Origin of the sequence: Chloroflexus sp. (genome assembly GCF_034431535.1) — a bacterium.
GTDB lineage: Bacteria > Chloroflexota > Chloroflexia > Chloroflexales > Chloroflexaceae > Chloroflexus.
On sequence record NZ_DAOUDC010000044.1, the window covers coordinates 20,053 to 43,127 of the forward strand.

16 protein-coding genes are annotated in these 23,075 nt (G+C 59.8%); 7 read left to right on the top strand and 9 right to left on the bottom strand.

Annotated features, from left to right (window positions below; all coding sequences use genetic code 11):
- The first annotated feature begins 204 nt into the window (after positions 1-204).
- Complete coding sequence (locus U9R61_RS10270; protein ID WP_322488723.1) at positions 205-894, top strand: lysophospholipid acyltransferase family protein; 690 nt, start codon at positions 205-207, stop codon at positions 892-894.
- 221 nt (positions 895-1,115) lie between these two features.
- On the top strand, positions 1,116-3,578 hold the full coding sequence (locus U9R61_RS10275; protein WP_322488724.1) for an ATP-binding protein: 2,463 nt from the start codon (positions 1,116-1,118) through the stop codon (positions 3,576-3,578).
- A gap of 167 nt (positions 3,579-3,745) precedes the next feature.
- Here U9R61_RS10275 and U9R61_RS10280 read toward each other — a convergent pair whose 3' ends face one another.
- The 6 genes from U9R61_RS10280 to U9R61_RS10305 all read right to left on the bottom strand — a co-directional run bounded on the left by U9R61_RS10280 (position 3,746) and on the right by U9R61_RS10305 (position 11,391).
- Complete coding sequence (locus U9R61_RS10280; protein WP_322488725.1) at positions 3,746-5,740, bottom strand: acetoacetate--CoA ligase; 1,995 nt, start codon at positions 5,738-5,740, stop codon at positions 3,746-3,748.
- Positions 5,741-6,048: 308 nt separating this feature from the next.
- Positions 6,049-6,576, bottom strand: a complete 528-nt coding sequence (locus U9R61_RS10285; protein ID WP_322488726.1) for a Uma2 family endonuclease — start codon at positions 6,574-6,576, stop codon at positions 6,049-6,051.
- 21 nt (positions 6,577-6,597) lie between these two features.
- Positions 6,598-8,784 (bottom strand): VC_2705 family sodium/solute symporter, encoded by a 2,187-nt coding sequence (locus U9R61_RS10290; RefSeq protein WP_322488727.1) that lies wholly within the window; start codon positions 8,782-8,784, stop codon positions 6,598-6,600.
- Positions 8,781-9,959 (bottom strand): sensor histidine kinase, encoded by a 1,179-nt coding sequence (locus tag U9R61_RS10295; RefSeq protein ID WP_322488728.1) that lies wholly within the window; start codon positions 9,957-9,959, stop codon positions 8,781-8,783. The genes U9R61_RS10290 and U9R61_RS10295 overlap by 4 nt, the downstream gene beginning before the upstream one ends.
- Positions 9,956-10,660: a response regulator transcription factor gene (locus U9R61_RS10300; RefSeq protein WP_322488729.1), complete on the bottom strand. Its 705-nt coding sequence runs from the start codon at positions 10,658-10,660 to the stop codon at positions 9,956-9,958. The genes U9R61_RS10295 and U9R61_RS10300 overlap by 4 nt, the downstream gene beginning before the upstream one ends.
- Before the next feature lie 311 nt (positions 10,661-10,971).
- A complete protein-coding gene (locus U9R61_RS10305; protein WP_322488730.1) occupies positions 10,972-11,391 on the bottom strand; it encodes an EVE domain-containing protein in 420 nt (139 codons plus the stop codon).
- Between the two features lie 147 nt (positions 11,392-11,538).
- On the opposite strand from U9R61_RS10305, the gene U9R61_RS10310 reads away from it, so the two are divergent.
- Positions 11,539-12,765, top strand: a complete 1,227-nt coding sequence (locus tag U9R61_RS10310; protein WP_322488731.1) for a J domain-containing protein — start codon at positions 11,539-11,541, stop codon at positions 12,763-12,765.
- A 47-nt stretch (positions 12,766-12,812) separates the two neighbouring features.
- On the opposite strand, the gene U9R61_RS10315 is transcribed toward U9R61_RS10310, so the two are convergent.
- Complete coding sequence (locus U9R61_RS10315) at positions 12,813-14,060, bottom strand: hypothetical protein (protein WP_322488732.1); 1,248 nt, start codon at positions 14,058-14,060, stop codon at positions 12,813-12,815.
- 220 nt (positions 14,061-14,280) lie between these two features.
- On the opposite strand from U9R61_RS10315, the gene U9R61_RS10320 reads away from it, so the two are divergent.
- Positions 14,281-15,048, top strand: coding sequence for a helix-turn-helix transcriptional regulator (locus tag U9R61_RS10320; RefSeq protein WP_322488733.1), 768 nt, complete (start codon positions 14,281-14,283; stop codon positions 15,046-15,048).
- Between the two features lie 156 nt (positions 15,049-15,204).
- Here U9R61_RS10320 and U9R61_RS10325 read toward each other — a convergent pair whose 3' ends face one another.
- Positions 15,205-15,852 (bottom strand): transposase, encoded by a 648-nt coding sequence (locus tag U9R61_RS10325; RefSeq protein WP_322488734.1) that lies wholly within the window; start codon positions 15,850-15,852, stop codon positions 15,205-15,207.
- Positions 15,853-16,044: 192 nt separating this feature from the next.
- On the opposite strand from U9R61_RS10325, the gene U9R61_RS10330 reads away from it, so the two are divergent.
- From U9R61_RS10330 to U9R61_RS10340, 3 genes are all read left to right on the top strand, one after another.
- On the top strand, positions 16,045-17,493 hold the full coding sequence (locus U9R61_RS10330) for an isochorismate synthase (protein ID WP_322488735.1): 1,449 nt from the start codon (positions 16,045-16,047) through the stop codon (positions 17,491-17,493).
- 169 nt (positions 17,494-17,662) lie between these two features.
- Positions 17,663-19,435 carry a 2-succinyl-5-enolpyruvyl-6-hydroxy-3-cyclohexene-1-carboxylic-acid synthase gene (gene menD, locus U9R61_RS10335; protein WP_322488736.1) on the top strand — a complete coding sequence of 591 codons (1,773 nt, stop codon included), beginning with the start codon at positions 17,663-17,665 and terminating at the stop codon, positions 19,433-19,435.
- The gene (locus tag U9R61_RS10340) at positions 19,432-20,661 is read left to right on the top strand and encodes an aspartate aminotransferase family protein (RefSeq protein WP_322488737.1); all 1,230 of its coding nucleotides are present in this window, start codon (positions 19,432-19,434) and stop codon (positions 20,659-20,661) included. The genes menD and U9R61_RS10340 overlap by 4 nt, the downstream gene beginning before the upstream one ends.
- Here U9R61_RS10340 and U9R61_RS10345 read toward each other — a convergent pair.
- Positions 20,549-22,546 (bottom strand): tRNA uridine-5-carboxymethylaminomethyl(34) synthesis enzyme MnmG, encoded by a 1,998-nt coding sequence (locus U9R61_RS10345; protein WP_322488738.1) that lies wholly within the window; start codon positions 22,544-22,546, stop codon positions 20,549-20,551. The two genes, U9R61_RS10340 and U9R61_RS10345, sit on opposite strands and share 113 nt — an antisense overlap.
- Between the last annotated feature and the right edge of the window lie 529 nt (positions 22,547-23,075).

Below are 23,075 nucleotides of genomic sequence, written 5' to 3' on the forward strand. Positions count from 1 at the left end.
GGACAACTGGAAACTGGAGCGTCGCACGCTATGCGGCGCTCCGGTAGGGCGGTTTCAGAACCAACTATCGATACAACGGAAGCCTCCCCTCGCCAAGCGAGGCGCAGCACAGTATAATATCGTACAGATGAAGAGTCGCCGGTTTTGCAGAATATCCCGCCGCTTTGCTATTCTGGCGGGTGCCATCATCGTAGGGAAAGGGCTATGAGTCTCTACCGCAGCCGCCACGTTGCGGCCCATTTCGTGCCGGCCCTGTTTCGGATCTTTGTCCGGCTTTACGTACGGCCGCGAGTCGAAGGAATTGAACATATTCCCTATGAGGGAGCCTTCATTATTGCCTCAAATCACGCTAGCCATGCTGACACGGCCGTCATTTATACCGTCTTGCCACGCGAAGTGCGCCCTCGTTTCGTCGCTGCCGCCGCACAAGACTATTTTTTTCGCGGTGGAGTTATGCAGTTCCTTTCGCGCATTTTGTTTAATGCCATTCCGATCGCCCGCGACCGGCGCGGCGGCCAAGACCCGCTCCGCCACGCGGCGCGCGCGCTGCGCGAAGGCTATGCTCTCTTGCTCTTCCCTGAAGGCACGCGCAGCAAAACCGGCGAAATTGGCCCCTTCCGCAGTGGTGTGGGCCGCCTGATCGCCGAATTTCCCGGCACGCCGGTCATTCCTACCTATGTCGGCGGTACTAATCGCGTCATGCCAAAAGGCAAAGTCATTCCACGCCCCTACAAAGTCACCGTGCGTTTTGGCGAACCGCTGTATCTAAAAGCACATCCAAAACTGCGCGCGACATGGCAAACCGCCGCCGATGAGGTGCGCGAGGCGATCATCCAACTCAGCGGGACAGTGCTGGCCCATAGCCTTGACAGGTCATCCGATCAGGATACGTGATAGGTCGGTAGGTAAATGGATGGATCGGCAACGATCGGCGCGAATCTCATCTCACGATAGGTTCGAATCGGGAGCAAACCATGGATGCTTTCACCGATCCATCCTCCCCAAACACTGAGCGGATACGGCAACATACCGCACAATTACTGCGCTTCCTGATCGGGCTCACTCTCCTTGCGGTCATTGGATACACTATATTTAGCCCAATTGACCCGTCACTCATGCCACAGCGCCTGATCATTGTCGTCCCTCTGATAGTGGCCCTCCTTACAGCATTCTGGCTCTTGCGCCAAAACCGGGTTGGGCAAGCGAGTCTGATCGTCATTAGTTCATTGTGGTTGATATTAACCGGCTCGGCGGCGATCAGCGGCGGTATTCTTGCGCCAGCTTTTGCAGCATTGCCCACCGTGGTCGTGATGGCTGGCATGCTTTTCGGGCAGCGTGGCACGTGGACAGTTGCGATCCTCTCAATCGCTGCCGGCGTCATTTTTACGTTGTTTGCCGAGCGGCTGCACCAACTGCTAACCCCTCACTCGCCACTGTCGTGGTTTGTTGCCTATACGTTGTATCTGTTACTTGCGGCTTACATCATCAATCAGCTCATCAGTCATTTTCGCCAGTCATTACGCGACACCGATAAAGAACTCCATGAACGCCGTACTGCTGAACAGCAACTCCGCCTTTCGGAAGAGAAGCTGGCCCGGCTCTTCGAATCGGCGCCGTTTGCGATGTTGATCGTGCGGATCAACGATGAACTCATCCTGAATGCAAATGCGGCCTGCCGTGAGTTTTTTGAGTTGAGCAGCGAACAGATTATCAAGCAGCCGATTCGGATGCTGAGCCGGTCGCAGTTGCCCGAACGATGGCCAGCTATCGCCGAAGTGTTAGAAAAACAGGGAACCATTAGTGGCGTCGAGTTTAGTTTTCAGCGGCATGATCGCGCTCCCGGCTTTGCCCAACTAGCGGCTGAGCTGATTGAGCTGCCCGAAGATCTCTGCGCTGTCGTCGCGTTTCAAGACGTGACCCCGCTGCGCCATGCCAACGAGCGCCTTGCCGAACTCGCTGCACGGCAAGAACAGTTGGCAACCTTAGCCCGTGAAGCACTGGCAAATACCGACCTCAACACCTTGTTTGCCGCCGCTGCTGAACAAACGGCGCAAACGCTGCGCCTCAGCGGGATCGAGCTGGTTGAACTCGATCTCGATTATCAGCCGTATGTACGCGCAAAATGGGGCAATGCGCCGGATGAGCTGTTGCCATCGGAGGTATTCCGCGACCTTCCCAATGACCATCCCGGCTGGAACCGGCTACCGCCAATCTTGGCTGCACGGATCGACGATATGGCTATGTACGGCGCCGGTCTGCCTATTCGTGGGAAAGAGCGACTGTTCGGCGCGCTATTGGCGTACGCACAGCATCCATTAGATACCGAGGCCATCCTCTTTCTGCGCGGTGTCGCCAATGTGCTCGCAGTAGCAATTGAACGCTTTAACGCTGAACAAGAACGGCGCCGGATCGAGACCCAGATGCTGCAAACGCAAAAACTCGAAAGTCTTGGCTTGCTGGCCGGCGGTATTGCCCACGATTTTAACAATCTGCTGACCGGCATTATGGGTCATACCAGCCTTGCCTTGCTCGATCTGCCGTCTAACCACGAATTGCAACTCCATCTCGCAGCCATCGATCAGGCTTCCCAACGAGCCGCTGAATTGTGCAGCCAACTACTCGCCTACGCTGGCCGCGGCCAACGTTCGCTCGAACCCGTTGACCTATCAACGCTAGTGCGCGAAATGGGTAACATCTTGCGCTTGCCGGCCAGTCGTAGCGGCCAAGTCACGATTACCTACGATCTAGCGCCTGATTTACCGGCGATTGTGGTCGAAACCAGTCAGATCCGGCAAGTCGTGCTCAATTTGCTTACCAATGCGATTGAAGCCATCGGCGAACGCAGTGGCACGGTCACCATCAGCACAAGCGTGACCAAGCTTACCGCAACCGATTTACGTCGCTTAAACTTGACACCAAGCATTGCACCGGGTAAATACGTCACCCTCACCGTCAGCGATACCGGGATCGGGATGGACGAAGCGACCCAACGCCGTATCTTCGACCCCTTCTTCAGCACGAAACCGAAAGGTCACGGGCTGGGGCTGGCTGCTGTACAAGGCATCGTGCGCCGCCATCACGGCGCTATCCGGGTCGAGAGCACGCCGGGGCTAGGATCAACGTTTACCGTTTACCTGCCAGCCGCGAACACCACAACCCCGACGCTGACTGCGACTGCGACGGCACCGATTATCCTTACCGGCACCGCATTGATTGTCGATGACGATGCAGCAGTCCGCGGAACTATCATCCGCATCCTCGAACGGGCCGGGATGGTGACACTCGAAGCGGCTGACGGACGCACTGCTTTGACCCTGTTGAACGAATCAGCGATGAATATTGATATCGCCTTGGTTGATCTGGCAATGCCCGGCATGAATGGTCTCGAACTACTGGAAGCCATTCGCCACCATTCGCCGCGCCTACCGGTGTTGCTGATGAGCGGCAATCCCGAACAGATTACCAACCAACCGCTGCCGATTAACCAATATACTGACTTCCTGCCTAAACCGTACCGTTCACGTGACCTACTCGAAAAGCTCAGCCTCCTGCTGCAACGGACAACGATCCGTCAATGACAAGCGGTGAGCAGATCTCACCTCAAAATCTTTGCGCCCTTCGCGCCTTTGCGTCTCTGCGTCTTTGCGCGCGTTGCGGCCTTGCCCCTCTCCTGCGCCAGTGGGAGAGGGGCTGGGGGTGATGGTGAATCGGCTCATCGCAAAGCCATAACTTCTATCTACCTAGCTCACCCGTTCCCGCGATTGGCCGTCTCAGCCAAGGTACGCCCCAGCTCGACAAAAAATTGGAGCGACTCAGGGTTGCGCAGCGAGTCAGGATTGGCCGCCCGCTCAACCGACACGCCCATTAGTATCTTCTTCACCGGCACCTCTAGTTTCTTGCCGCTGAGCGTGAGCGGCACGGCTGTGATTTGGAAGATATCGTCAGGCACATGACGCGGCGAGAGCGCAGTGCGGATCGCTTGCTTGATCCGCTGCCGCAGCGCATCGTCGAGCGTCACCCCCTCGCGCAAGACGACAAACAGCGGCATATACGAACGCCCGCCGAGACCTTCCAGATCGATCACCAGACTATCGAGCACTTCGGGAATGGTCTCGACGGCGCGGTAGATCTCGCTGGTGCCCATGCGAATGCCTTGCCGGTTGATCGTGCTATCCGAACGGCCATAGATCACGATCCCGCCCCGCTCGTTGATCACGATCCAGTCGCCGTGCCGCCAAACACCGGGGTACTGCTCAAAATAGCTGGCCTTGTAGCGCGCATTGTCGGGATCGTTCCAGAAATAGATCGGCATCGAGGGCATTGGCGCCGTGATCACCAATTCTCCCATCACGCCGATCACGCTGTGGCCGTCGGTATCGTAGGCCTCAGCCTTGCAACCGAGAATGCGGCACTGAATCTCGCCGCTGTACACCGGCAAGAGCGGGCAACCGCCAACGAAGCCGCTGCACACATCGGTGCCGCCACTGTACGACATCAACCAGACATCGCGCTTGATATGGTCATAGACCCACTCAAACCCTTCCGGCGGCAACGGCGAACCGGTCGAGCCGATCACTTTGATGGAACTGAGATCAAACTGCGCCCCCGGCTCAACCCCGCTCTTCATGAGCGCGATGATGTAGCCGGCGCTGGTGCCGAAATAGCGCATCTTGGTCTGCTCGGCCAGCCGCCACAACACTCCCATATCAGGGTAAGCCGGACTGCCGTCGTACAAAATCGGAATAGCGCCGACCAACAAGCCGCCGATCAAGAAGTTCCACATCATCCAGCCGGTCGTGGTGTACCAAAAGAAGGTATCGCCAGGCCGCATGTCGAAATGAAGATCGAGCGACTTGATATGTTCGAGCAGAATCCCGCCTTGGCTATGCACAATCGGCTTCGGCAAGCCAGTGGTGCCGGAAGAATAGAGCACCCACAACGGCGCATTGAACTCGACCGGCGTAAATGTCAATTCAGCCGGCGTCTGCACCGCCTCTTCCCAGCGCAACAGCGGGCTGCGCAAGCCGGTCGGCTCCGCCGCCGGGTCGAGGTACGAAATAAAGATGGTCAGCTCGACACTAGGCAACGCCGCCTGAATCGCCGCCACCTCCGCCCGGCGATCAAACGGCTTGCCGCCGTATTGATAGCCGTCAACGACGATCAGCACCTTCGGCGCGATCTGGCTAAACCGGTCAATTACGCTGGGGCTGCCGAAATCGGGCGAACAACTCGACCACACCGCGCCAAGGCTGGCGGTAGCCAGACAGCCGATCAGCGCGTGGGGGGTATTCGGCACATACGCCACCACCCGATCTCCCGGCCCTACCCCGGCATTACGCAACGTCTGCGCAAGCGCCGCCGTCTGCGCACACAACGTCTCCCAGCTCAGCGGGGTTGGCGCTTGCCGTTCCGACGCCACAATCACCGCCGGACGGTCAGGGGTAGCGTGGCGGAAGGCATGCTCGGCATAGTTGATCTGCGCGCCGGTAAACCAACGCGCCCCCGGCATTTCGCGGCTTGACAGCACCGCTGTATAGGGAGTATAGGACTTGATCTGGTAATACTCCCACAACGCCGCCCAAAACGCTTCCAATTCATCAACCGACCAGCGGTAGAGGCTATCGTAATCGGTGAAGTGTAAGCCGTGCCGTTGCTCAAGCCAGCTCATCAATGCGCGCATCGTGCAGTTTTCGCGCAATTCCGCCGGCGGTTCCCACAACAAACGTGGCGCGGTGGTCATCGTTGGTCTCCGTGTAGCATGTGTCATCTACTCCTTTTCCTGCAAGGGCATGCTCATATCATAGCGCATTCACACCGCGCCTGCAGCAATCCCCTGCTCAAGCGCAGACCCATGGCATAGCGGTACCACCCTCGCTAACGGAGGAGCTTGCTTCGCCTCGCTCCGCTCGGCTCGCAATGACAAACGGGGCCTCCTGCCACTGCGAGGGCGCGCCAGCGCCCGCAGCAATCCCCCGCGAGTGCGGCACGCATCCGCTCATCGGGATCGCGGCACTGTGTCCATTTCGTCACATCGAACCAGCCATTCCTTCAACCCGGCAGATCAAGCAGGCAGCCACAGAGCAAGGTAATGGTCGCCGGCCCATGCCGTATCACCGGCGTCGCACCGGCCTGAAAGTGCGTCGCCAACTTCTGGCGCGGATCAAACACGACCACATCGCGCACACCATACGTCAGATAAAACGGCGCACCATCAGGACCGAGATCCTTGTTTTCATACCCCGGACTAAGAATCTCAACCACTGCTGCCGGGATAAGCTCAATCGCCTCATCACTATCAGGAGGCTGCTCGCAAAAGAGGGCTAAATCAGGCCGTTTCAACGATCGATCAGGATCAGGAAACCGTATCAAGACATCGGCGAGGGTAAAGCATACACAACCGGGCAGATCGGCAAGCGCTGGCCGTACTGAACGTTCGATCTGCTGCAACGCCTTCTGGTGCCGGCTCGACGGCAAGGCTTCCCAACGCGGCTGCCCGCGCACATATTCCAAGCGTACCGGCGCGCCGCTCGCATCGGTCTGCAAAATGACCGCTTCAATCGACCGGGTGTGTGACATAGAGCCTTACCAAAAGTACGTTCACGGATAACGCACATAATCAACCAACGCCGACACTTCCGGATCGGGGGGCGGGCCGCGCCGGCTCACCAGCCACGTGACCAGAAAGTTGACCGGCATACCAAAAATGCCGGCTGCCGAGCTGGAAATCCCCAAAATCGCCCACTCTGGCGCGAGGTAGGTCAGCGCCATATAGCTAGCCGTTACCAAGAAACCGCTCAGCATTCCGGCCACTGCGCCGCGGCTATTCGTCCGCCGCCAGAACACACCTAAGACCAACACCGGAAAGATCGTCGCGGCGGCAAACGAGAAAGCCCATGCCACCAGTTGTACGATGATCGCTAACCGTTGCAAAGCGGTCAAGGCGGCCAGAATTGCCACGACCAGTATTGCCAGTCGCCCTAAGAGTAATCGCTCGCGGGAGCCGGCTCGCGGGTTGAGGGTGCGATGGTAGATATCGTGAGCCACTGCCGAAGCAATCACCATCAGCAAGCCATCAGCGGTGCTTAAGGCTGCCGCCATACCGCCTGCCGCAACGAGCGCCACCACCGTGGCCGGCAACTCGGCAATTTCCGGCGTCGCCAAGACCACCAAATCTTGGTCGATCTGCAACTCTTGGTATTGCAACACGCCGTCGCCATTCCCCCCCATATCGAGATTATCGGCGATCGTCAGCAAGCCAGTACTCGCCCACCGGTTCGTCCATCCCGGCAAGTCGGCCACCGGTTGGCCAACCACCGAACCGAGAATCTCCCAACGCGAGAAAGCCGCATACGCCGGCGCAGTCAAGTAGAGCACACAGATCCACAACAACGCCCATGCCACGCTGCTCCGACTATCGCGCACGGTTGGCACCGTATAGAAGCGCACCAGAATATGCGGCATACCGGCGGTACCCAGCATTAGACAAAGACTGAGTGCGAGATAATTCCAGACCGACCAATCGTTAAACGGCGCGACATAGCTCGGCAAGCCCTGCGCCTCTTCCAGTTGGGCAATATTGCTCAGCGCCTCGCCGTACATCACCTGCGGCAACGCCACACCAGTCAGCTTATAGGCCAGCCACGTCACCGGCAACAGATACGCGAAGACGAGGATAATCCCCTGCACGCCTTGCGTCCACGTAATCGCCTTCATACCGCCGAGGTACGAGCAGATCAACACCGCCGCCAAACCGACAATCACACCGACCATATAGTTCAGACCGAGAAACCGGCTCATAATGATGCCAATTCCGGTTACTTGGGCAGTGACATAGGTAAAACAGATGATAATGCTGAACACGGCGGCGATCACGCGCGCGCCGGCGCCGGGGTAGCGCGCGCCGATAAAATCGACCAGCGTGTATTGGCCGAATTTGCGCAAGTAGGGCGCGAGCAGCAGCACCAACAACACGTACCCACCTGTCCAGCCGGTGATGTAGGCCAGCCCCTCGAAGCCAAGCAAATAGAGCGCGCCGGCCATGCTAATAAACGAAGCGGCGCTCATCCAATCCGAGCCGGTGGCCAAGCCATTCAGCATACCCGGTACTTGGCGATCGGCGACGTAATAGGCATCGAGCGTATCGGCACGCGAGCGAATGCCGATCACGGCGTAGAGACCGATCGCCAGCGCGAGAAAGCTCCAGTCGATCAGGTTCACCGGCAGATCAAACCAAGTCTCAAGGGCAATGAACAGGCCCATCAAGCCCAACAGGCCAGCCGCGAACAAGAGGTACCGCACTGAATAGCGCCGGCGGGCAAGACGTTCCTCGGCAGACTCAGCCGGATCGATGCCAAAGCGCCGGTCAAGCAGCCGCATCCGCCAGTTATAGGCAAAGGTCAACAGCACAAAACAGATCAGCGTTCCCTGCGCCCCCATATAGTAGCCGAGCGGAAACCCGGTTAAGACGCTGATCTGATTCAGCGGCGCAGCCAACACAACCGGCAACACCACGCTTAACAGCCAGATAATCAGCAGCGGGCCGACCAAGCGCAGATTCTCCTGCCAATATTGTGACAACCATTCCGGCGCCAGCGGCCATTGCAGCGGCGGCGGCGGTACGGTCGCCGTGCGCGTGACCGGAGTGCGGGGGCTGTACGGTTCCACCGATCCTTGCACCTGTCGCACCGGCGGGAACAAGCGGTCGATAATAAACAGCGACACTGCCAATGCGCCGCCAACCACGAGAAAGAGCTGAAAGAGGCCAATCCAGAAACTTGCGCTCATGCTACATCAGCCGTTGTCACCGGTTCTACCCGCACGACCGCCATCTGCAGGGCAAGCGGCAGGGTAAAGATAAACCGCGACCCCTTACCGATCCCATCACTCTCGGCCCAAATCTCGCCCCCTTGGGTATAAATCAGGTGACGCGCAATCGCCAGCCCGATCCCGCTGCCGCCGCTGTTACGCGCACGCGACTTGTCAACCCGGTAGAAACGCTCAAAGAGGTGCGGCAGATGTTCGGCAGCAATGCCGATTCCGGTATCGATAATAGCCACGCGCACCTCGTGATCATCAGCGCGCGCCTGTACCGTTACTGTCCCGCCCGATGGCGTATAGCGATAGGCGTTGGCCAGAATATTGATCACCACCTGTGCCACCCGATCGGGATCGGCCCAGACTTGCGGCAAGTGTTCAGGCGCATCGAGGCGTAAATTGACCTGATTACTGCTAAACAGCGGCTCAAACTGCGCGATTTGCGTCTCTAGCACTGGACGTAGATCAATGGCGCGGGCCACTACCGGCAACTGGCCGGCTTCCACCCGCGACAACAGTTCAAGGTCTTCGATCAAGCGTTGCAAGCGGCGGGTCTCGCGCAAAATCAGATTGAACGTCGCTGGATTCGCCGAAACCACCCCATCAACCAAGCCTTCCATATACCCGCCGATGGTTGCCAACGGCGTGCGCAACTCGTGGGTGACATCGGCCAGCAACGCCAAGCGCCGGCGCTCGGTCTGATCGAGCGCATCGGCTAACTGGTTCACGCTTTGGGCTAATTGGGCAATTTCATCATCGGCTTGAATGCTCGTGCGCTCGCGATAAAACCCCTGCGCCAAGCGGCGGCTGACATGCGAGAGGGTTTGAATCGGCTCAACGATCCGGCGCGAGACAAAGAGGCTCACCACGACTGCCGCAGCCAATGCCGCAAAACCGCTAATCAGCAACGCCTGCTGGATTACCGACTGCACCTGCTCTTGCAACTCAAGCGCCGCGTTGGTGCCGACAGCGCCCAATTGCCCGGTTTCCGCCGCTGCCGAGCCAAGGGTCAGCGGCGCAAAACCGGTCAAGCCGAGACCAGCCAGCACGCTCGATGCCGCCAACAGCACCACATACGCCATCAAGACAATAATCAGATGGGAGATAAACAGCTTCCAGCGAAGTTGATTCAACCACTTCTTCATCGCGCGCCGCCGATAAATTTATACCCCACGCCGCGCACCGTCTGCACCAACGGCGTTCCGTGCTGATCATCATCCAGTTTCCGGCGCAACGTACCGATATGAACATCGACCACGCGGTCTATCCCGGCGAAATCGGGGCCCCACACCCGTTGCAGCAACTCTTCGCGGGTAAACACCCGTCCCGGATAACTGGCCAGCGCGTAGAGTAGATCGAACTCGCGCGGCGTCAGATCAATCCGCACGCCATTCCGCTCGACTTCACGCCGTTCGGGATCGATCAGCAACCCTTCAAATTGCAACACTGGCCGCTGGTTCGTCTCGGTCGAACGCAACGCCCGATTGCGGCGCAAAATCGCCTTCACCCGCGCCACCAGCTCGCGCGGGCTAAATGGCTTGGTCAGGTAATCATCGGCCCCTACCGACAAGCCGATCAACTTATCGATTTCATCGGCGCGGGCCGTCAACATCAAGACATACACCGACGTGCCGCGGTGCAACTGCCGGCACACTTCAATCCCGTCAAGACCGGGCAGCATCACATCCAGCACCACCAGATCGGGTTTCACGTTACGAGCAAGGGCCAACGCGCTCGGCCCATCGAAGGCCCGATGCACGACAAAGCCCTCGTTGCTCAGATAACTGCTCACCAGATCGACAATCGGTTGCTCGTCATCAACCACTAGAATCGTAGCTGCTTCCATTGCAGCGCTCCCTGCTTCCTTCAATGGCGGCAGTATGTCGTAGAGATGCAGGCAACAGTTCTTATGCCAGATGAGCCGTTTCCCAGACGGGAAGCGGGCAAGTCACGTGACAACGGTAGCGTTACCACACGCTAGCAAACGAGAAACAATCCGAATATGGGGAAGAAATACTTGTTTTTGGCTGGCTGCGCCACCCTACGCCGGCAAAGGATGATGCGCAGCACTGGATACTGGCATTCACGCCGAGCCGGCCATCAGAATGAAACCATTCCCATTCGTGCTGTGAAGTATACCACAATTTGCCCGCTGCATTACGAGCCAGCTAATTCGGCCATCGCCAGCAGTCGCTCCCATTGGGCAGCCGTCACCGGCACAACCGACAACCGGCCTTGCCGCACCAGCGCAAAATCAGCAAAGAAGGGATCGGCCTTGATCGCCGCGAGAGTCACCGGGCGCGCTAGCGACCTCACCGGCACAACATCAACCACAATCAGACTCGGATCGTTCTGTTTCGGGTCGGGGTAGGGATCGCTTACCACCTGTGCCAAGCCAACCGCTTGCCGCTCATCGCCGGTATGGTAAATCAGCGCCTCATCACCACTGCGCATATCTCGCATGTGCTTGAGGGCCACGTTGTTTTCCACGCCATCCCATACCGTACGACCTTCCCGCACCAAATCGGCGAAACTATAGACGGTTGGCTCCGTCTTGAGCAACCAATACTTCGGCATAGAGGCATTCCTTGAACATTGCAATGCATGAACCATGTGCCATGATACCATTTTCATGGTACCAGCAACAATTGCGCAATGAGAGCGTACATCTGCCACCGCATAAACCGGCGGCATGCTATAATGCCCGGCGCGAAAGGGGGTTGCGTGAACGACGATTTTGAACAACTTGACGACTACGCCATCCTCGGCATCCGGCCCGGCGCAGCGCCAGCCGACATTAAACAGGCGTACCTCAAACAGATCAGCCTTTACCATCCTGACCGGTATGCCGGCGCCTCACCCGCCGAGCAAGAGTATGCTGCCCGCCGCGCGCGCCGGATCAATCAGGCGTATCAGAACCTGCGCCGGCGGCGACCGTCCGCGCCAGTTACACCGGTACAGCGTGATTACCAAGCCGAGTTGTACGCGCAAGCGCAAGCCCATCTCGCCACCGGCAGACGATTGCAGGCGCTGGCTACCCTGCGCGAACTACAACGCATCAACCCGTGGTACCGTGATTGCGCAACCTTGATTGCCGAGCTGGAAGCGGAATACCAAACCCCGACTCCTGCCACCGGGCCAACCATCTCGCGTCGCACTCTGTTAACGGCAGCAGTAGGCGGACTGACATTAGCCCTCCTCGGCTGGTACGGCTGGCGCCAACTTCAGGGGGCAATGACGGCGCAAGAGCTAGAGAATATGCCGACCGCCGTCCCGTCCACCACTGCCGCGCCGGCCGCTGCGCCCGCCCCCACTATCGCGCCATCACCCACTGCCGCACCATCACCTACTACCACACCCACTGCCGCACCATCACCTACTACCACACCCACCGTCGCGCCATCGCCCACAACGATCGCTGCCAGCGGGCCGATCATCTATCAGGCCGGCTTTGGCCCCGACAGCGACTGGCCCACGACCAGCGGCAACGGCTGGAGCGTCAGCGCAGACAATGGCGCCTATCGTATTCAAGCCAACGCCGGCCTCGGCGACATTTGGGCCTTCCGCACCTCGCCGATCGGGGCCGATATGGTGATCGAAGTGGTAGCCAGCGTCGTTGGGGATTGGGGCGGCTTAATGCTGCGTTTCAATGGCCCGCAGCGCTACCTCAGCTTTTTGATCAATCCGGTCAGCGGCCAATTCCGTTGCGATGAACGTAACGGCGACCAACGCACCCTCCTCGCCGAAGGAGCGTTCACTTTCACCGAACGCACCCGTCTCAGCGCGCGACTAGAAGGCCAGAGCATCGAATTGCGGATCAACGACCAAGTAGTGAGCATCGTCACCAGTGCCGCCCCGCCACCTGATGCGCGCTACGGCCTGCTGGCCCGCGCCGAACGGAACGCCACCACAGCGACGTTCAGCAATCTCGTGATTCGTACCCTGCGATAGAAGGGAGTAGGAAATACAGTGATGCAGAGTTCCCTACTCCCCACTCCCTATCTCTCCGGCGGCAACCACATCGCCAATACGCCATCGCTGCGCCGGCTGGTGATCCCGCGACCAATATCCAGCACATACACCCCATCGCGCGCGCTATAGACCAAGGCCCGGCCATCGCTCGACCAGAGATCGAACGACAGCGCGTAGGCATCAAAGAAATTAATTTGGGCCAAAAACTCCTGTGAAGGCGCGAAGGTCGTCAACGCGCGCGGCGCGCCGCCGGTGCGGTTGACCAACTGCCAGCGCAACTGCACCGCACCATTCGACGTGCGCCCGGCTGGGGTCAGATACGCCAGTTGCTCACCGTTCGGCGACCAGAAAAACGCAACGACATTATCATCCTGCGCCGACAAGGTATAGACCTTGCCGTCGAGCGCCACCAGCTTGAGCGGGCCAAACCCATTGGGGCCGATCGTGGTGTACGCAATCTCATCGCTGCGCGGCGAACGGCTAAAGATAATCGCCGCCTGCGGCTCACGGGCCAACGCCTGCGGCTGGGTCTCACCCACCTTCACCCGCGTCAACACACTCTCAACTTTTTCCACTGCCGGCGGGCCATCAATCGGGGGTTGCGCCACATAAAAGAAACTCTGACCATCAACACTCCACGCCGGCGTCTGGAAAAAGCCGGGATCGCTGACTTCATACAACGGCTGCGAACGGCCGGGTTGCACCGTCACTAAACGGCCATCTTCAAAGGTCGAACCGCCAATATGCACCAGCAGAGCCGTACTATCAGGCTGCCACGCCAAATAGAGCGATGTCGGCGAAACACTGACCAACTCAGCAGGACGCGAACCATCCGCCGCCACAACATGCATCCCCAAGCCGCCGCCACCGCGGTTCGACAAAAACGAGAGATAACGACCATCGGGCGACCAGACCATATACAGCGGCGGATTCGTCGCCGAGCGATAGAGTTCCACCCGCACGCCAGTACGCAGATCGATCACCCGCAACACACTGGTATTACCGCTCTGGCTAATATACGCAATCCGGCTGCCATCAGGCGCCAAAGCCGGGTAACGGAACAACTCTGGACTGCGATCATCAGCCAGCACCTGCGCCGTACCGTGACGATCAACCAGCGCCAACCGGCGTTCTGGTCCCACCACCAGCAGCTTCTGATCGACGGGCCGGTTCGTGATCAGCAAAACGGTCAACACACCGGCGCTCAGGCTGCCGATCAGAATCACCACGCTCAACAGGCCAATCAGCGTCAGCAGAATCCGGCGCGCAGCCATGCTTCGCTCCTTTCTGGGGGACTGTACGGTGTATTAAGTAGTATACCAAGATTTGGGGTGGGGTGGGGGAATAAACTTGTTATCAACATTCGTTCAATATGTGACCGTACATGTCACAAACTCGTTTTATACTGAAACCATCCAACCTGTTGCGTTAGGTGCAACAACTACCTGCTATGCTACCCATAGCCTAGCCCATGAGCGCACCTAGGAGCAAGCAATGAAACGAGCCGCGAACAAAGCCGAGCGCCTGTTACAGATCGAACAACTGCTCCTTGCCCATCCTGAAGGATTGACGCAAGCTGAGATTGCTCGGCGATTAGGGGTCGATCGTTCGACCATTATGCGCAATTTGGCCGATGGGCCAAAGCATATTTTTGAAGAACCGGATGGCCGGCTCAAGATTGATCGCAACGCCGATCTAATCAATCTCCGCCTGAACCTGCACGAAGCGATGGCCGTGCATCTCGCAGCACGGCTGCTAGCCACACGGATGGATCGGCAGAACCGGCATGCGGCTGCCGCGCTGCGCAAACTCGGCCATGCGATTGGGCGTTGGGCGCAGCGCATTAGCCAGCATGTGCTACAGGCCGCCGACATCATGGACGATTCGGTCCAGCGGGATGATCCGGTCTATCTGAGCGTGCTAGAGACCCTCACTGAAGCTTGGGCCGCCGAGCGCAAAGTGAAAGTCTGGCATCAGAGCGATACCGGCGAGAAGGTATCGGAATATCTGCTCAGTCCCTACTTCATCGAACCGTACGCGATAGGCCAAACCACGCACGTCATTGGCTTAGCCCAGCTTCAGCACAAACGTGGATGGCTGCCAGCGCGTATGTTGACGCTCAAGATCGAGCGCCTCCGGCGCGCCGAACTCACCGAGGAGAGCTATCAGATACCGGCCAGCTTCGATCCGCGTGAGTATCTATCCAGCGCGTGGGGGATGAAACTGTTTGACACGTTGCCGCGGGTGTGTGGTGAAGTATGAGTCGCCTTCCCTCGCGGAAGGCGTGGATTGAAACACGCCATTGTTTCTTATATAGCACGACGATCAATTGTCGCCTTCCCTCGCGGAAGGCGTGGATTCCGAATCAGAAGAGACGACTTGCAGAGCCGTCTCTCCTACCCATGTTCTCGCAAACCCTCACCACTCGCGCCATTCTTCCGCAATGTCAAACCGGTACGGCCATTCGCGCGGATGGGATACCAGACCGGCATGCACTGGGTTGTGCTGGGTGTAGGTCAGCACGCGCTCGGCTTCCCCTGCCCGGTAGATCGGGTATTCGTAGTGATCGAGGTGCCAAAAGGGGCCACTGCGATTGAGCACTTCATTCGCGAGCCGGCCAGTCTGGCCTTTGAAACGCTTGATCAGCCGGGCTAGCGAGTATTGGTACATCGGTACCACATTGCTGCGCTCAATGATGAGATGAACGTGGTTGGGCATGATGCAGTAGCCGAACATCCGGTAGTAGCGGCCATTGAATTCAGCTAACGCATCGCTGACTATCTGCGTAATCGCTGGTTCAATCAGCCATTGCGGGCCGCCGGCAATGCCCTGATCCAACAGTGCGTCGAGCCGCTCGAAGTGATGCTGGACAAGCTGGTAAAGGTGATGGAGTTGCTCGGCGCCAGTGTACTGCGCGGTGATGGTAGCCTGCGTCCGGTTTTGTTCTTGTTTCAGTTGGAGCAGCGTTTTCTCCGGGATGGTATCGATCAGCGGGAAGGTGATGAAGGTGATGGTGGCCGGAGGAAATTGTGGCGGCGCGACGTAGTGTTTGAGTAGTTGTTGCATGATGATGGCGACCTGTGCCGGGCGAATCGGTATTACCAAATTTTAACCAATGTTGGCAGTTTGAGCAAATCCTGGAGCGCACGAACGGCGCGCTTGCGGTTTACATTCGTGACCGGAAACGTGTTACTATGTAGTGAGTCGAGATGCAGAGTGCGCTGTTTCGGTGTGACCCGATATCATTCATAAATTATTATGTCAAATCCGTTAGTGGGTGTGCGGGTGACAACCGCTGCACTGCGGGAAGTGCCGCGCATGGAGGCGGCTGCTGAGATTGCGCGCCGGCGCGCGCGCGCTTTGGGCCGTCCGGTGTTGGTGAGTGTGACAACCCAAGTCGGGCTGCGCGATCCGTTGGCCCTCTTTGCGCGCGGCGCTGGTGTGACCCATAATCGTTTGTTGTGGAGCATGCCCGCCGCCGGTTTTGAGTTGACCGGTCTCGGCGCTGTATGGAGTTTTACTCCGCCACTTGAGGTTGATCGGTTCGCCGCTAGCGCCGCGGCGTGGCGGCAGTTGGTGGCTGAGGCGGTGATTGATGTTGACCCTGATGTGCCGGTTCAGGGGCCGGTGGCAATTGCCGGTTTTCGCTTCGACCCCGCTCAGCCGGCTAGCGAGTTGTGGCGTGATTATCCTCATGCGTTGCTGGTGCTGCCGCGATTGCTGATCGTTCGCCATGGTGAGGTGACAACCCTCACTGTGAACGGTCTGGTTGATGAGCGCAGTTCGACGCTTGCGCTTGGTGCCGCCGCCGCTCGTCGCTTGCAAGCATTGATAGGTTTGCCGTGGCGTCCCCGCCGTCCGCCGCTCGATGTGCAGGTGGATGTGTCGCTTGATCCCGCCGAATGGAAGGCAATTGTCGCCGATGCAATCGCCGATCTCCGCGCCGGTGCGCTTGAGAAGGTGGTGCTGGCCCGCGCTGTCCGCCTGCGCGGCGCTGAGCCGTTTGATGCTGCGGCGACGCTCGGTGTGCTGCGCCGCGATTATCCGCATACCTTTGTGTTTGCAGTCGCGCGCGGCGGACGTACCTTTCTCGGCGCGTCACCCGAACGTTTGGTCGCTCTCCGCGCTGGCCGGGTGTCCGCTTCAGCGCTGGCCGGTTCCGCTCCCCGCGGTAAGACTCCTGATGAAGATGCGGCGCTGGCCACTGCTCTGTTGCAGAGCGCGAAGGATCGCGCTGAGCATGCGTTTGTAGTGCAGATGATCCGCTCGGCGCTGGCTGAGTATTGTGATGATGTGCAAGCGCCTGACACGCCTGAGATCATGCAGATGCGGAATGTTCAGCATCTCTTTACGCCGGTGACGGCATGTATCAGGCCCGGTTACGATATTTTCGATCTGGTTGGCCGGCTGCATCCGACTCCTGCCGTCGGCGGCAAACCCGGCCCGGCGGCGCTGGCGTGGATCCGCTCCCGCGAGCGGCTCGATCGCGGTTGGTACGCTGCGCCGGTCGGTTGGGTCGATGCCCGTGGCGATGGTGAGTTTGCGGTGGCGCTGCGTTCGGCGTTGATTGGCCGCCGTGAGGCGACCCTGTTTGCCGGTTGCGGGATTGTGGCCGCTTCTGATCCGGAACGGGAGTTGGCCGAAACTCGTATTAAGTTGCGCGCTATGCTGGGGGCGCTGGGGGCTGGCGAAGAGATGATTGGGTAGCGCGAGAGTCTGTTCTTGCTAATCTAGCATGGTTCCCTTGCCCCGTTGGTACGGCGAGGGGGGCGAACAACATCTTTGGCTGTGCGATGCCTCAACGCTCGATGCTACGCTCCCCTCTCCCGTACCCGTGGGAGAGAGGCTGCGGGTGAGGGCCTACAAGGTAGAAACGATGAGCGATGCTTCAACCCATCTCTATGCGCTGACCCATTGGGTGGCGGCGATTGCGAATGGTCTGGCGGTAAGCGGGGTGCATGACGTGGTAGTCTGTCCCGGTTCGCGCAGTACGCCGTTGGCGCTGGCCGTTGCGCGCCATCCGCACCTGCGAGTGTGGATGCATCTCGATGAGCGTTCTGCCGGTTTTTTTGCGCTGGGCATGGCCCGCTCTCGCAATGCGCCGGTGGCGGTGCTCTGTACGTCGGGCACGGCAGTGGCGAATCTGTTGCCGGCAGTCGTTGAGGCTAATCTTGCCCGTGTGCCGTTACTATTGCTCACTGCCGACCGCCCGCCTGAGCTGCGCGATAATGGCGCGCCGCAGACGATTGACCAGATTGGGATTTTTGGCCGGAATGTACGCTGGTTTGTTGATCTGCCGGCGCCGCATACGCCGCTCGTGCCGTTTTTGCGCGCCACGCTCGGCAGAGCGATTGGGGCAGCACGAAGCGCTCCCGCTGGGCCGGTGCATCTTAATCTGCCCTTCCGCGAGCCGTTGGTGCCCGACCGCGCGCTGCTGGCGTCGCTGCTGGCCGCGCCGGTCACGCCGGTGCAGGTGGCGCCGGCGCGCCGGATGCTCGGCGGTACCGAGCTGGCTACGCTGGCGACCAGCCTTGTTGAGTACCGGCACGGGTTGATTATCGCCGGCCCCGATTGCCTGCCCGATCTTGGCCCGCTGTTGGTGACACTGGCCCATCGCTTGCGTTTCCCGATTTTGGCCGATCCGCTCTCTGGCGTGCGCTATGGCCGCCATGTCGATGATTTTGTGCTCGGCGCGTATGACGCCTTTTTGCGCGATGAACGGTTTGCCGCTGCGTATGCGCCGGAAGTGGTGCTGCGGTTTGGCGCGATGCCGACTAGCAAGCCGGTGTTGCTCTATTTGCAGCGCCATCCGCAGGCCCGCCAACTGGTGATCGATGGCGGGGCCGGTTGGCGCGAACCGACTAGTCTCGCCGCCGAGCATCTGCCGGTCGATGAGCATTGGTTTTGTATGGCGTTAGCCGATGCGCTGGCCTCGTCCCAACGCGAGGGGCCGACGCTGTGGTTGCGCGCATGGCTAACTGCCGAGCGGGTGACTCGCGCGACGATGAATGAGCATTTGCTGGCCCAGCCGGCGATCAGCGAGCCGGGATTGTTTGCTCGCCTCGGCGAGTGGCTGCCTGCCGGTACGACGCTATTCGTCGGCAATTCGATGCCGGTGCGCGATTGCGATAGTTTCCTCGGCCCGCGCGCGTTGCCGTTGGCGGTGCTCGGCAATCGCGGTGCGAATGGGATTGATGGCTTGGTGTCCACTGCGCTCGGTTTGGCTGCCGGCGGCGCAACGCCGTTGGTGATGGCGCTCGGCGATCTCTCGCTGTTGCACGATGCCAATGGCTTGCTGGCGGCGCGATTGCATCAGCTCAACGCCACTATTCTCTTGATCAATAATGATGGCGGTGGGATCTTCTCGTTTTTGACTCAAGCCAGCGAGACCGACCAGTTTGAGTTGTTGTTCGGCACCCCGCACGGGATCGATTTTGCGCCGTTGGCTGCTTTGCATGGTGCCCGTTATACGCTGGCCGCTGATTGGCCTGCGGCCCAAGCCGCTTTGCAAGCGAGTTTGGCCGGCGGGTTGCATTTGATTGAGATTCGTACTCGCCGCGACCAGAATGTGGCCGATCATCGCGCGATCTGGCCTTTAGTCAGTACCACGCTTGAGCGGGCCGGGTTGGTGGAAAGGAGACCGGAGTGACCCATACTTTCGTGACCAATGCCGATATTATTACCCAAGAGGCGCAGTATACCAGTGGTCTGTACCCCAAGCGCCCGTTGGCGATTGTGCGCGGTGAGGAGGCACATCTGTACGATGCCGAAGGCCGGATGTACATCGATTGCGTGGGCGGGCAGGGGGCGGCCAACCTTGGCCATAGTCACCCGGCGATTGTGGCCGCGATCCGCGAGCAAGCTGAACGGCTGATCAGTTGCCCTGAAATCTTCCCCAACGATGTCCGCGCGGCGTATCTGGCTGAGTTGGCGGCGGCCTTGCCCTTCCCGTCCCGCATCTTTCTTTGCAATAGCGGGGCCGAAGCGGTTGAAGCGGCACTGAAGTTTGCCCGCCTGCTTACCGGGCGGCCCGGCATTATCGCGACGATGCGCGGGTTTCATGGCCGTACGATGGGGGCACTGAGCGCGACATGGGAGAGCAAGTATCGCGAGCCATTTTTGCCGCTGGTGCCGGAATTTAGCCATGTGCCTTACGGTAATCTCGATGCGCTCCGCGCTGCGGTTGGCCCGCAGACGGCAGCGGTGTTGGTTGAACCGGTACAAGGCGAGGGTGGCGTGCGGCCCGCGCCTGCCGGTTATCTCGAGGGCGTAGCTGAGATTTGCGCGGCCAATGGTGCGCTGTTATTGGTTGATGAAGTACAGACAGGGTTTGGCCGCACCGGCAAGCTGTTTGCGATTGAACACAGCGGGGTGACGCCCGATATCTTGATCTTGGCCAAGAGTATCGCTGCCGGGGTGCCGATGGGCGCTGTCGCTATCCACGAACGGTTTGGCCCTTTGCCGCCGGGAACCCACGGTTCGACCTTTGGCGGCAACCCGCTGGCGTGCGCCGCCGCTCGCGCCGCCCTGCGCGTCTATCGCGAAGAGCGGATCCCTGAGCAGGCGGCGGCTAAGGGTGCGTGGTTGCTACAGGCGCTGCGCGATCTCAATTTGCCCGCCGTGCGCGAGGTGCGCGGTTTGGGGTTGCTGGTCGGCCTCGAACTCAAGAGCCGTTCGCAACCGGTGATTGCCGCCCTGCTCGATCACGGCGTGCTGGCATTGCCCGCCGGCCCCAACGTGTTGCGCTTGTTGCCGCCGTTGATTATCGAACAGGCTGATCTGGAACGGGTAGTGGCGGCGATTGCGGCGGTGTTGCGTTCGCCTCTGCCCGCCGCTCCAACGCAAACAACACAATCGCCACATCAGCCGGATTGATGCCCGCCAACCGCCCGGCCTGCCCCAGCGTCGCCGGGCGGAACCGCATCAATACCTGGCGCGCTTCGTTGCGCAGTCCCGGCAGTGCGGTGTAATCGAAATCGGGCGGAATGCGCCGGTGCTCCATCTTCTGCATGCGCGCCACTTCCCGCTCTTGGCGGGCAATATAGCCGCTATACTTGCAGGCGATTTCGAGTTGCTCGGCCACCGCCGGCGCGAGTTCCGGCAGATCGGGGATGGCGGCACGGAGCTGGTCGTAGCACACGTCAGGCCGAGCTAGCACTTCGGCCACCGTCGCCGGCTGGCTCAGTGGTTTAATGCCTTGTTCTTCCAACGCCGCGTTGATCGCCGCCGCCGGGTAGATGCGCCGCTCGCGCGCTTGCTGCACCGCCTGATCGGTCTGCGCGCGCCGCACTTCAACCACCGCCGCCCGCTCGCCATCCACTAACCCTAGCTGATAGGCGAGCGGCGTTAAGCGCAAGTCGGCGTTGTCGCCGCGCAAGAGCAGCCGGTATTCGGCCCGCGAGGTAAACATGCGGTACGGCTCGCGAATCTCTTTGGTGGTCAGATCGTCGATCAAGACACCAATGTACGCCTCGGCCCGGCCCAAAATCACCGGCGGTTTGCCTTGCACGTAGCGCGCTGCATTGATGCCGGCCATCAACCCTTGCGCCGCCGCCTCTTCGTAGCCGGTCGTGCCGTTGATCTGCCCGGCAAAGAACAAGCCACGCAACCGCCGGGTCTGCATATCGGCGGTAATCTCGCCGGTTGCAACTGCATCGTATTCGATGGCATAGCCGATCCGCATCAGCTCGACGTTGCGCAACGCCGGAATCGAGCGCAGCATCGCCCACTGCACATCTTCGGGCAGCGAGGTGTTGCACCCCTGCACATACACTTCCGAGGTTGTCCAGCCTTCCGGTTCCAGAAACAGGCTGTGGCGCTCTTTGTCGGCGAAGCGCACAATCTTGTCTTCGATGCTCGGACAATAGCGCGGCCCTACCCCCTCGATCACTCCGCTAAAGAGCGGCGCACGGTGCAGGTTTTCGCGAATGATGGCGTGAAACTCCGGCGTCGTATGCACTTGGTAACAGGGCAACTGCGGTCGCCAGCCAGCGAGTTGCGGGTGCGGGTAGACCGGCGCCGGCAGGCCGTGATAGTCCGGCGGCGGTATCGTTTCGCCCAATTCGGCGTAATAGTGGCCGAACGCCAGCGGCTTATCGCTGCCCGGCTGCAATTCGGTCAACGAGAAATCGATCGTCGCTGCCGCCAGCCGCGGCGGAGTGCCGGTCTTCAGCCGCACCAGCGGGAACCCCAGCGCCGCAAGGTCTTCGCTCAGCGCCATCGCCGGCGCTTCGCCGGCCCGCCCCGCTCCCCACATCGCTTCGCCGGTAATCGCCCGCCCGCGCAAGAAGGTGCCGGTGGTCAAAATCACCGCCGGCGCGAGGTACCGCCAGCCGGTGTGAGTCGTCACCGTAAAGCACTGGATGTCAGCGCTCGGCGGCGCAATCCGTTCCACCATCGCTTGGCGCAGATCGAGGTTCGACGCCCGCTCCAGCGTCTCTTTCATCAACCGTGCGTACAACCGCTTATCGCACTGCGCCCGCAACGATTGCACTGCTGGCCCTTTACTCTCGTTCAACAAGCGAATCTGGATCGCGCTGCGGTCGGTGATGCGGCCCATCAAGCCGCCCATCGCATCGATTTCACGCACCAGATGACCCTTCGCCGGCCCGCCGATGCTCGGATTGCACGACATATGGGCCAGCTTGTCGAGATCAATCGTCAACAACAGTGTCCGGCACCCCAGCCGGGCCGCCGCGTGGGCCGCCTCGCAACCGGCGTGGCCGGCCCCAACGACAATCACATCGTAACGTGTCTGCATATCAGTGTGTTTATTTGAATGGTGCTATCAATAAAGCGTTCACGTTTTTGAATGTTTGCTCTTTCCCCTTATCAAGGTGAGGACACATCGCAGGGGTAAGACGGAGCTTTACCCCACGCGGTGACGCAATCGCTTGCGAGCACGAGCACCAACCGCACAGTGTTGACTCTCGCTAAAGCGAGAGATTGCTTCGGTCGGGCGGCATCCGGCGCTGCTTGATGCCGCCGCTCCCTCGCAATGACATCGAGCAAGCGTATCGCCGCTCCTCGTTGTCATTATGCGCCAAGCGCAACGCGGTCTCCTGCGGCACAAGCGCTAGAACCTGCTCCCTCGCGCCACCCCTGCTAGGGGAGGGGAAGCATGTCTCCCTCCCCCGGAGAGGGAGAGTTGGGGTAGGGCCACTGCCCCGCGCCCAATAACAACCTGTATGTTTCCGTAGCCATTTCCACCCGCCACGGCAGTACCTAAACGAGCATGGTATAATACCGCCGCGCGCAACAATCATTGTGCGCGCTCTATAATAAAGATA

What these genes read in the sequence shown, in the direction of transcription:
- U9R61_RS10305 (WP_322488730.1), bottom strand. Translation starts at nt 11,391, where the DNA reads ATGCCGAAGTATTGGTTGCTCAAGACGGAGCCAACCGTCTATAGTTTC.
- U9R61_RS10270 (WP_322488723.1), top strand. Translation starts at nt 205, where the DNA reads ATGAGTCTCTACCGCAGCCGCCACGTTGCGGCCCATTTCGTGCCGGCC.
- U9R61_RS10295 (WP_322488728.1), bottom strand. Translation starts at nt 9,959, where the DNA reads ATGAAGAAGTGGTTGAATCAACTTCGCTGGAAGCTGTTTATCTCCCAT.
- U9R61_RS10275 (WP_322488724.1), top strand. Translation starts at nt 1,116, where the DNA reads ATGCCACAGCGCCTGATCATTGTCGTCCCTCTGATAGTGGCCCTCCTT.
- U9R61_RS10325 (WP_322488734.1), bottom strand. Translation starts at nt 15,852, where the DNA reads ATGCAACAACTACTCAAACACTACGTCGCGCCGCCACAATTTCCTCCG.
- U9R61_RS10330 (WP_322488735.1), top strand. Translation starts at nt 16,045, where the DNA reads ATGTCAAATCCGTTAGTGGGTGTGCGGGTGACAACCGCTGCACTGCGG.
- U9R61_RS10315 (WP_322488732.1), bottom strand. Translation starts at nt 14,060, where the DNA reads ATGGCTGCGCGCCGGATTCTGCTGACGCTGATTGGCCTGTTGAGCGTG.
- U9R61_RS10345 (WP_322488738.1), bottom strand. Translation starts at nt 22,546, where the DNA reads ATGCAGACACGTTACGATGTGATTGTCGTTGGGGCCGGCCACGCCGGT.
- U9R61_RS10280 (WP_322488725.1), bottom strand. Translation starts at nt 5,740, where the DNA reads ATGACCACCGCGCCACGTTTGTTGTGGGAACCGCCGGCGGAATTGCGC.
- U9R61_RS10300 (WP_322488729.1), bottom strand. Translation starts at nt 10,660, where the DNA reads ATGGAAGCAGCTACGATTCTAGTGGTTGATGACGAGCAACCGATTGTC.
- U9R61_RS10290 (WP_322488727.1), bottom strand. Translation starts at nt 8,784, where the DNA reads ATGAGCGCAAGTTTCTGGATTGGCCTCTTTCAGCTCTTTCTCGTGGTT.
- menD (WP_322488736.1), top strand. Translation starts at nt 17,663, where the DNA reads ATGAGCGATGCTTCAACCCATCTCTATGCGCTGACCCATTGGGTGGCG.
- U9R61_RS10320 (WP_322488733.1), top strand. Translation starts at nt 14,281, where the DNA reads ATGAAACGAGCCGCGAACAAAGCCGAGCGCCTGTTACAGATCGAACAA.
- U9R61_RS10285 (WP_322488726.1), bottom strand. Translation starts at nt 6,576, where the DNA reads ATGTCACACACCCGGTCGATTGAAGCGGTCATTTTGCAGACCGATGCG.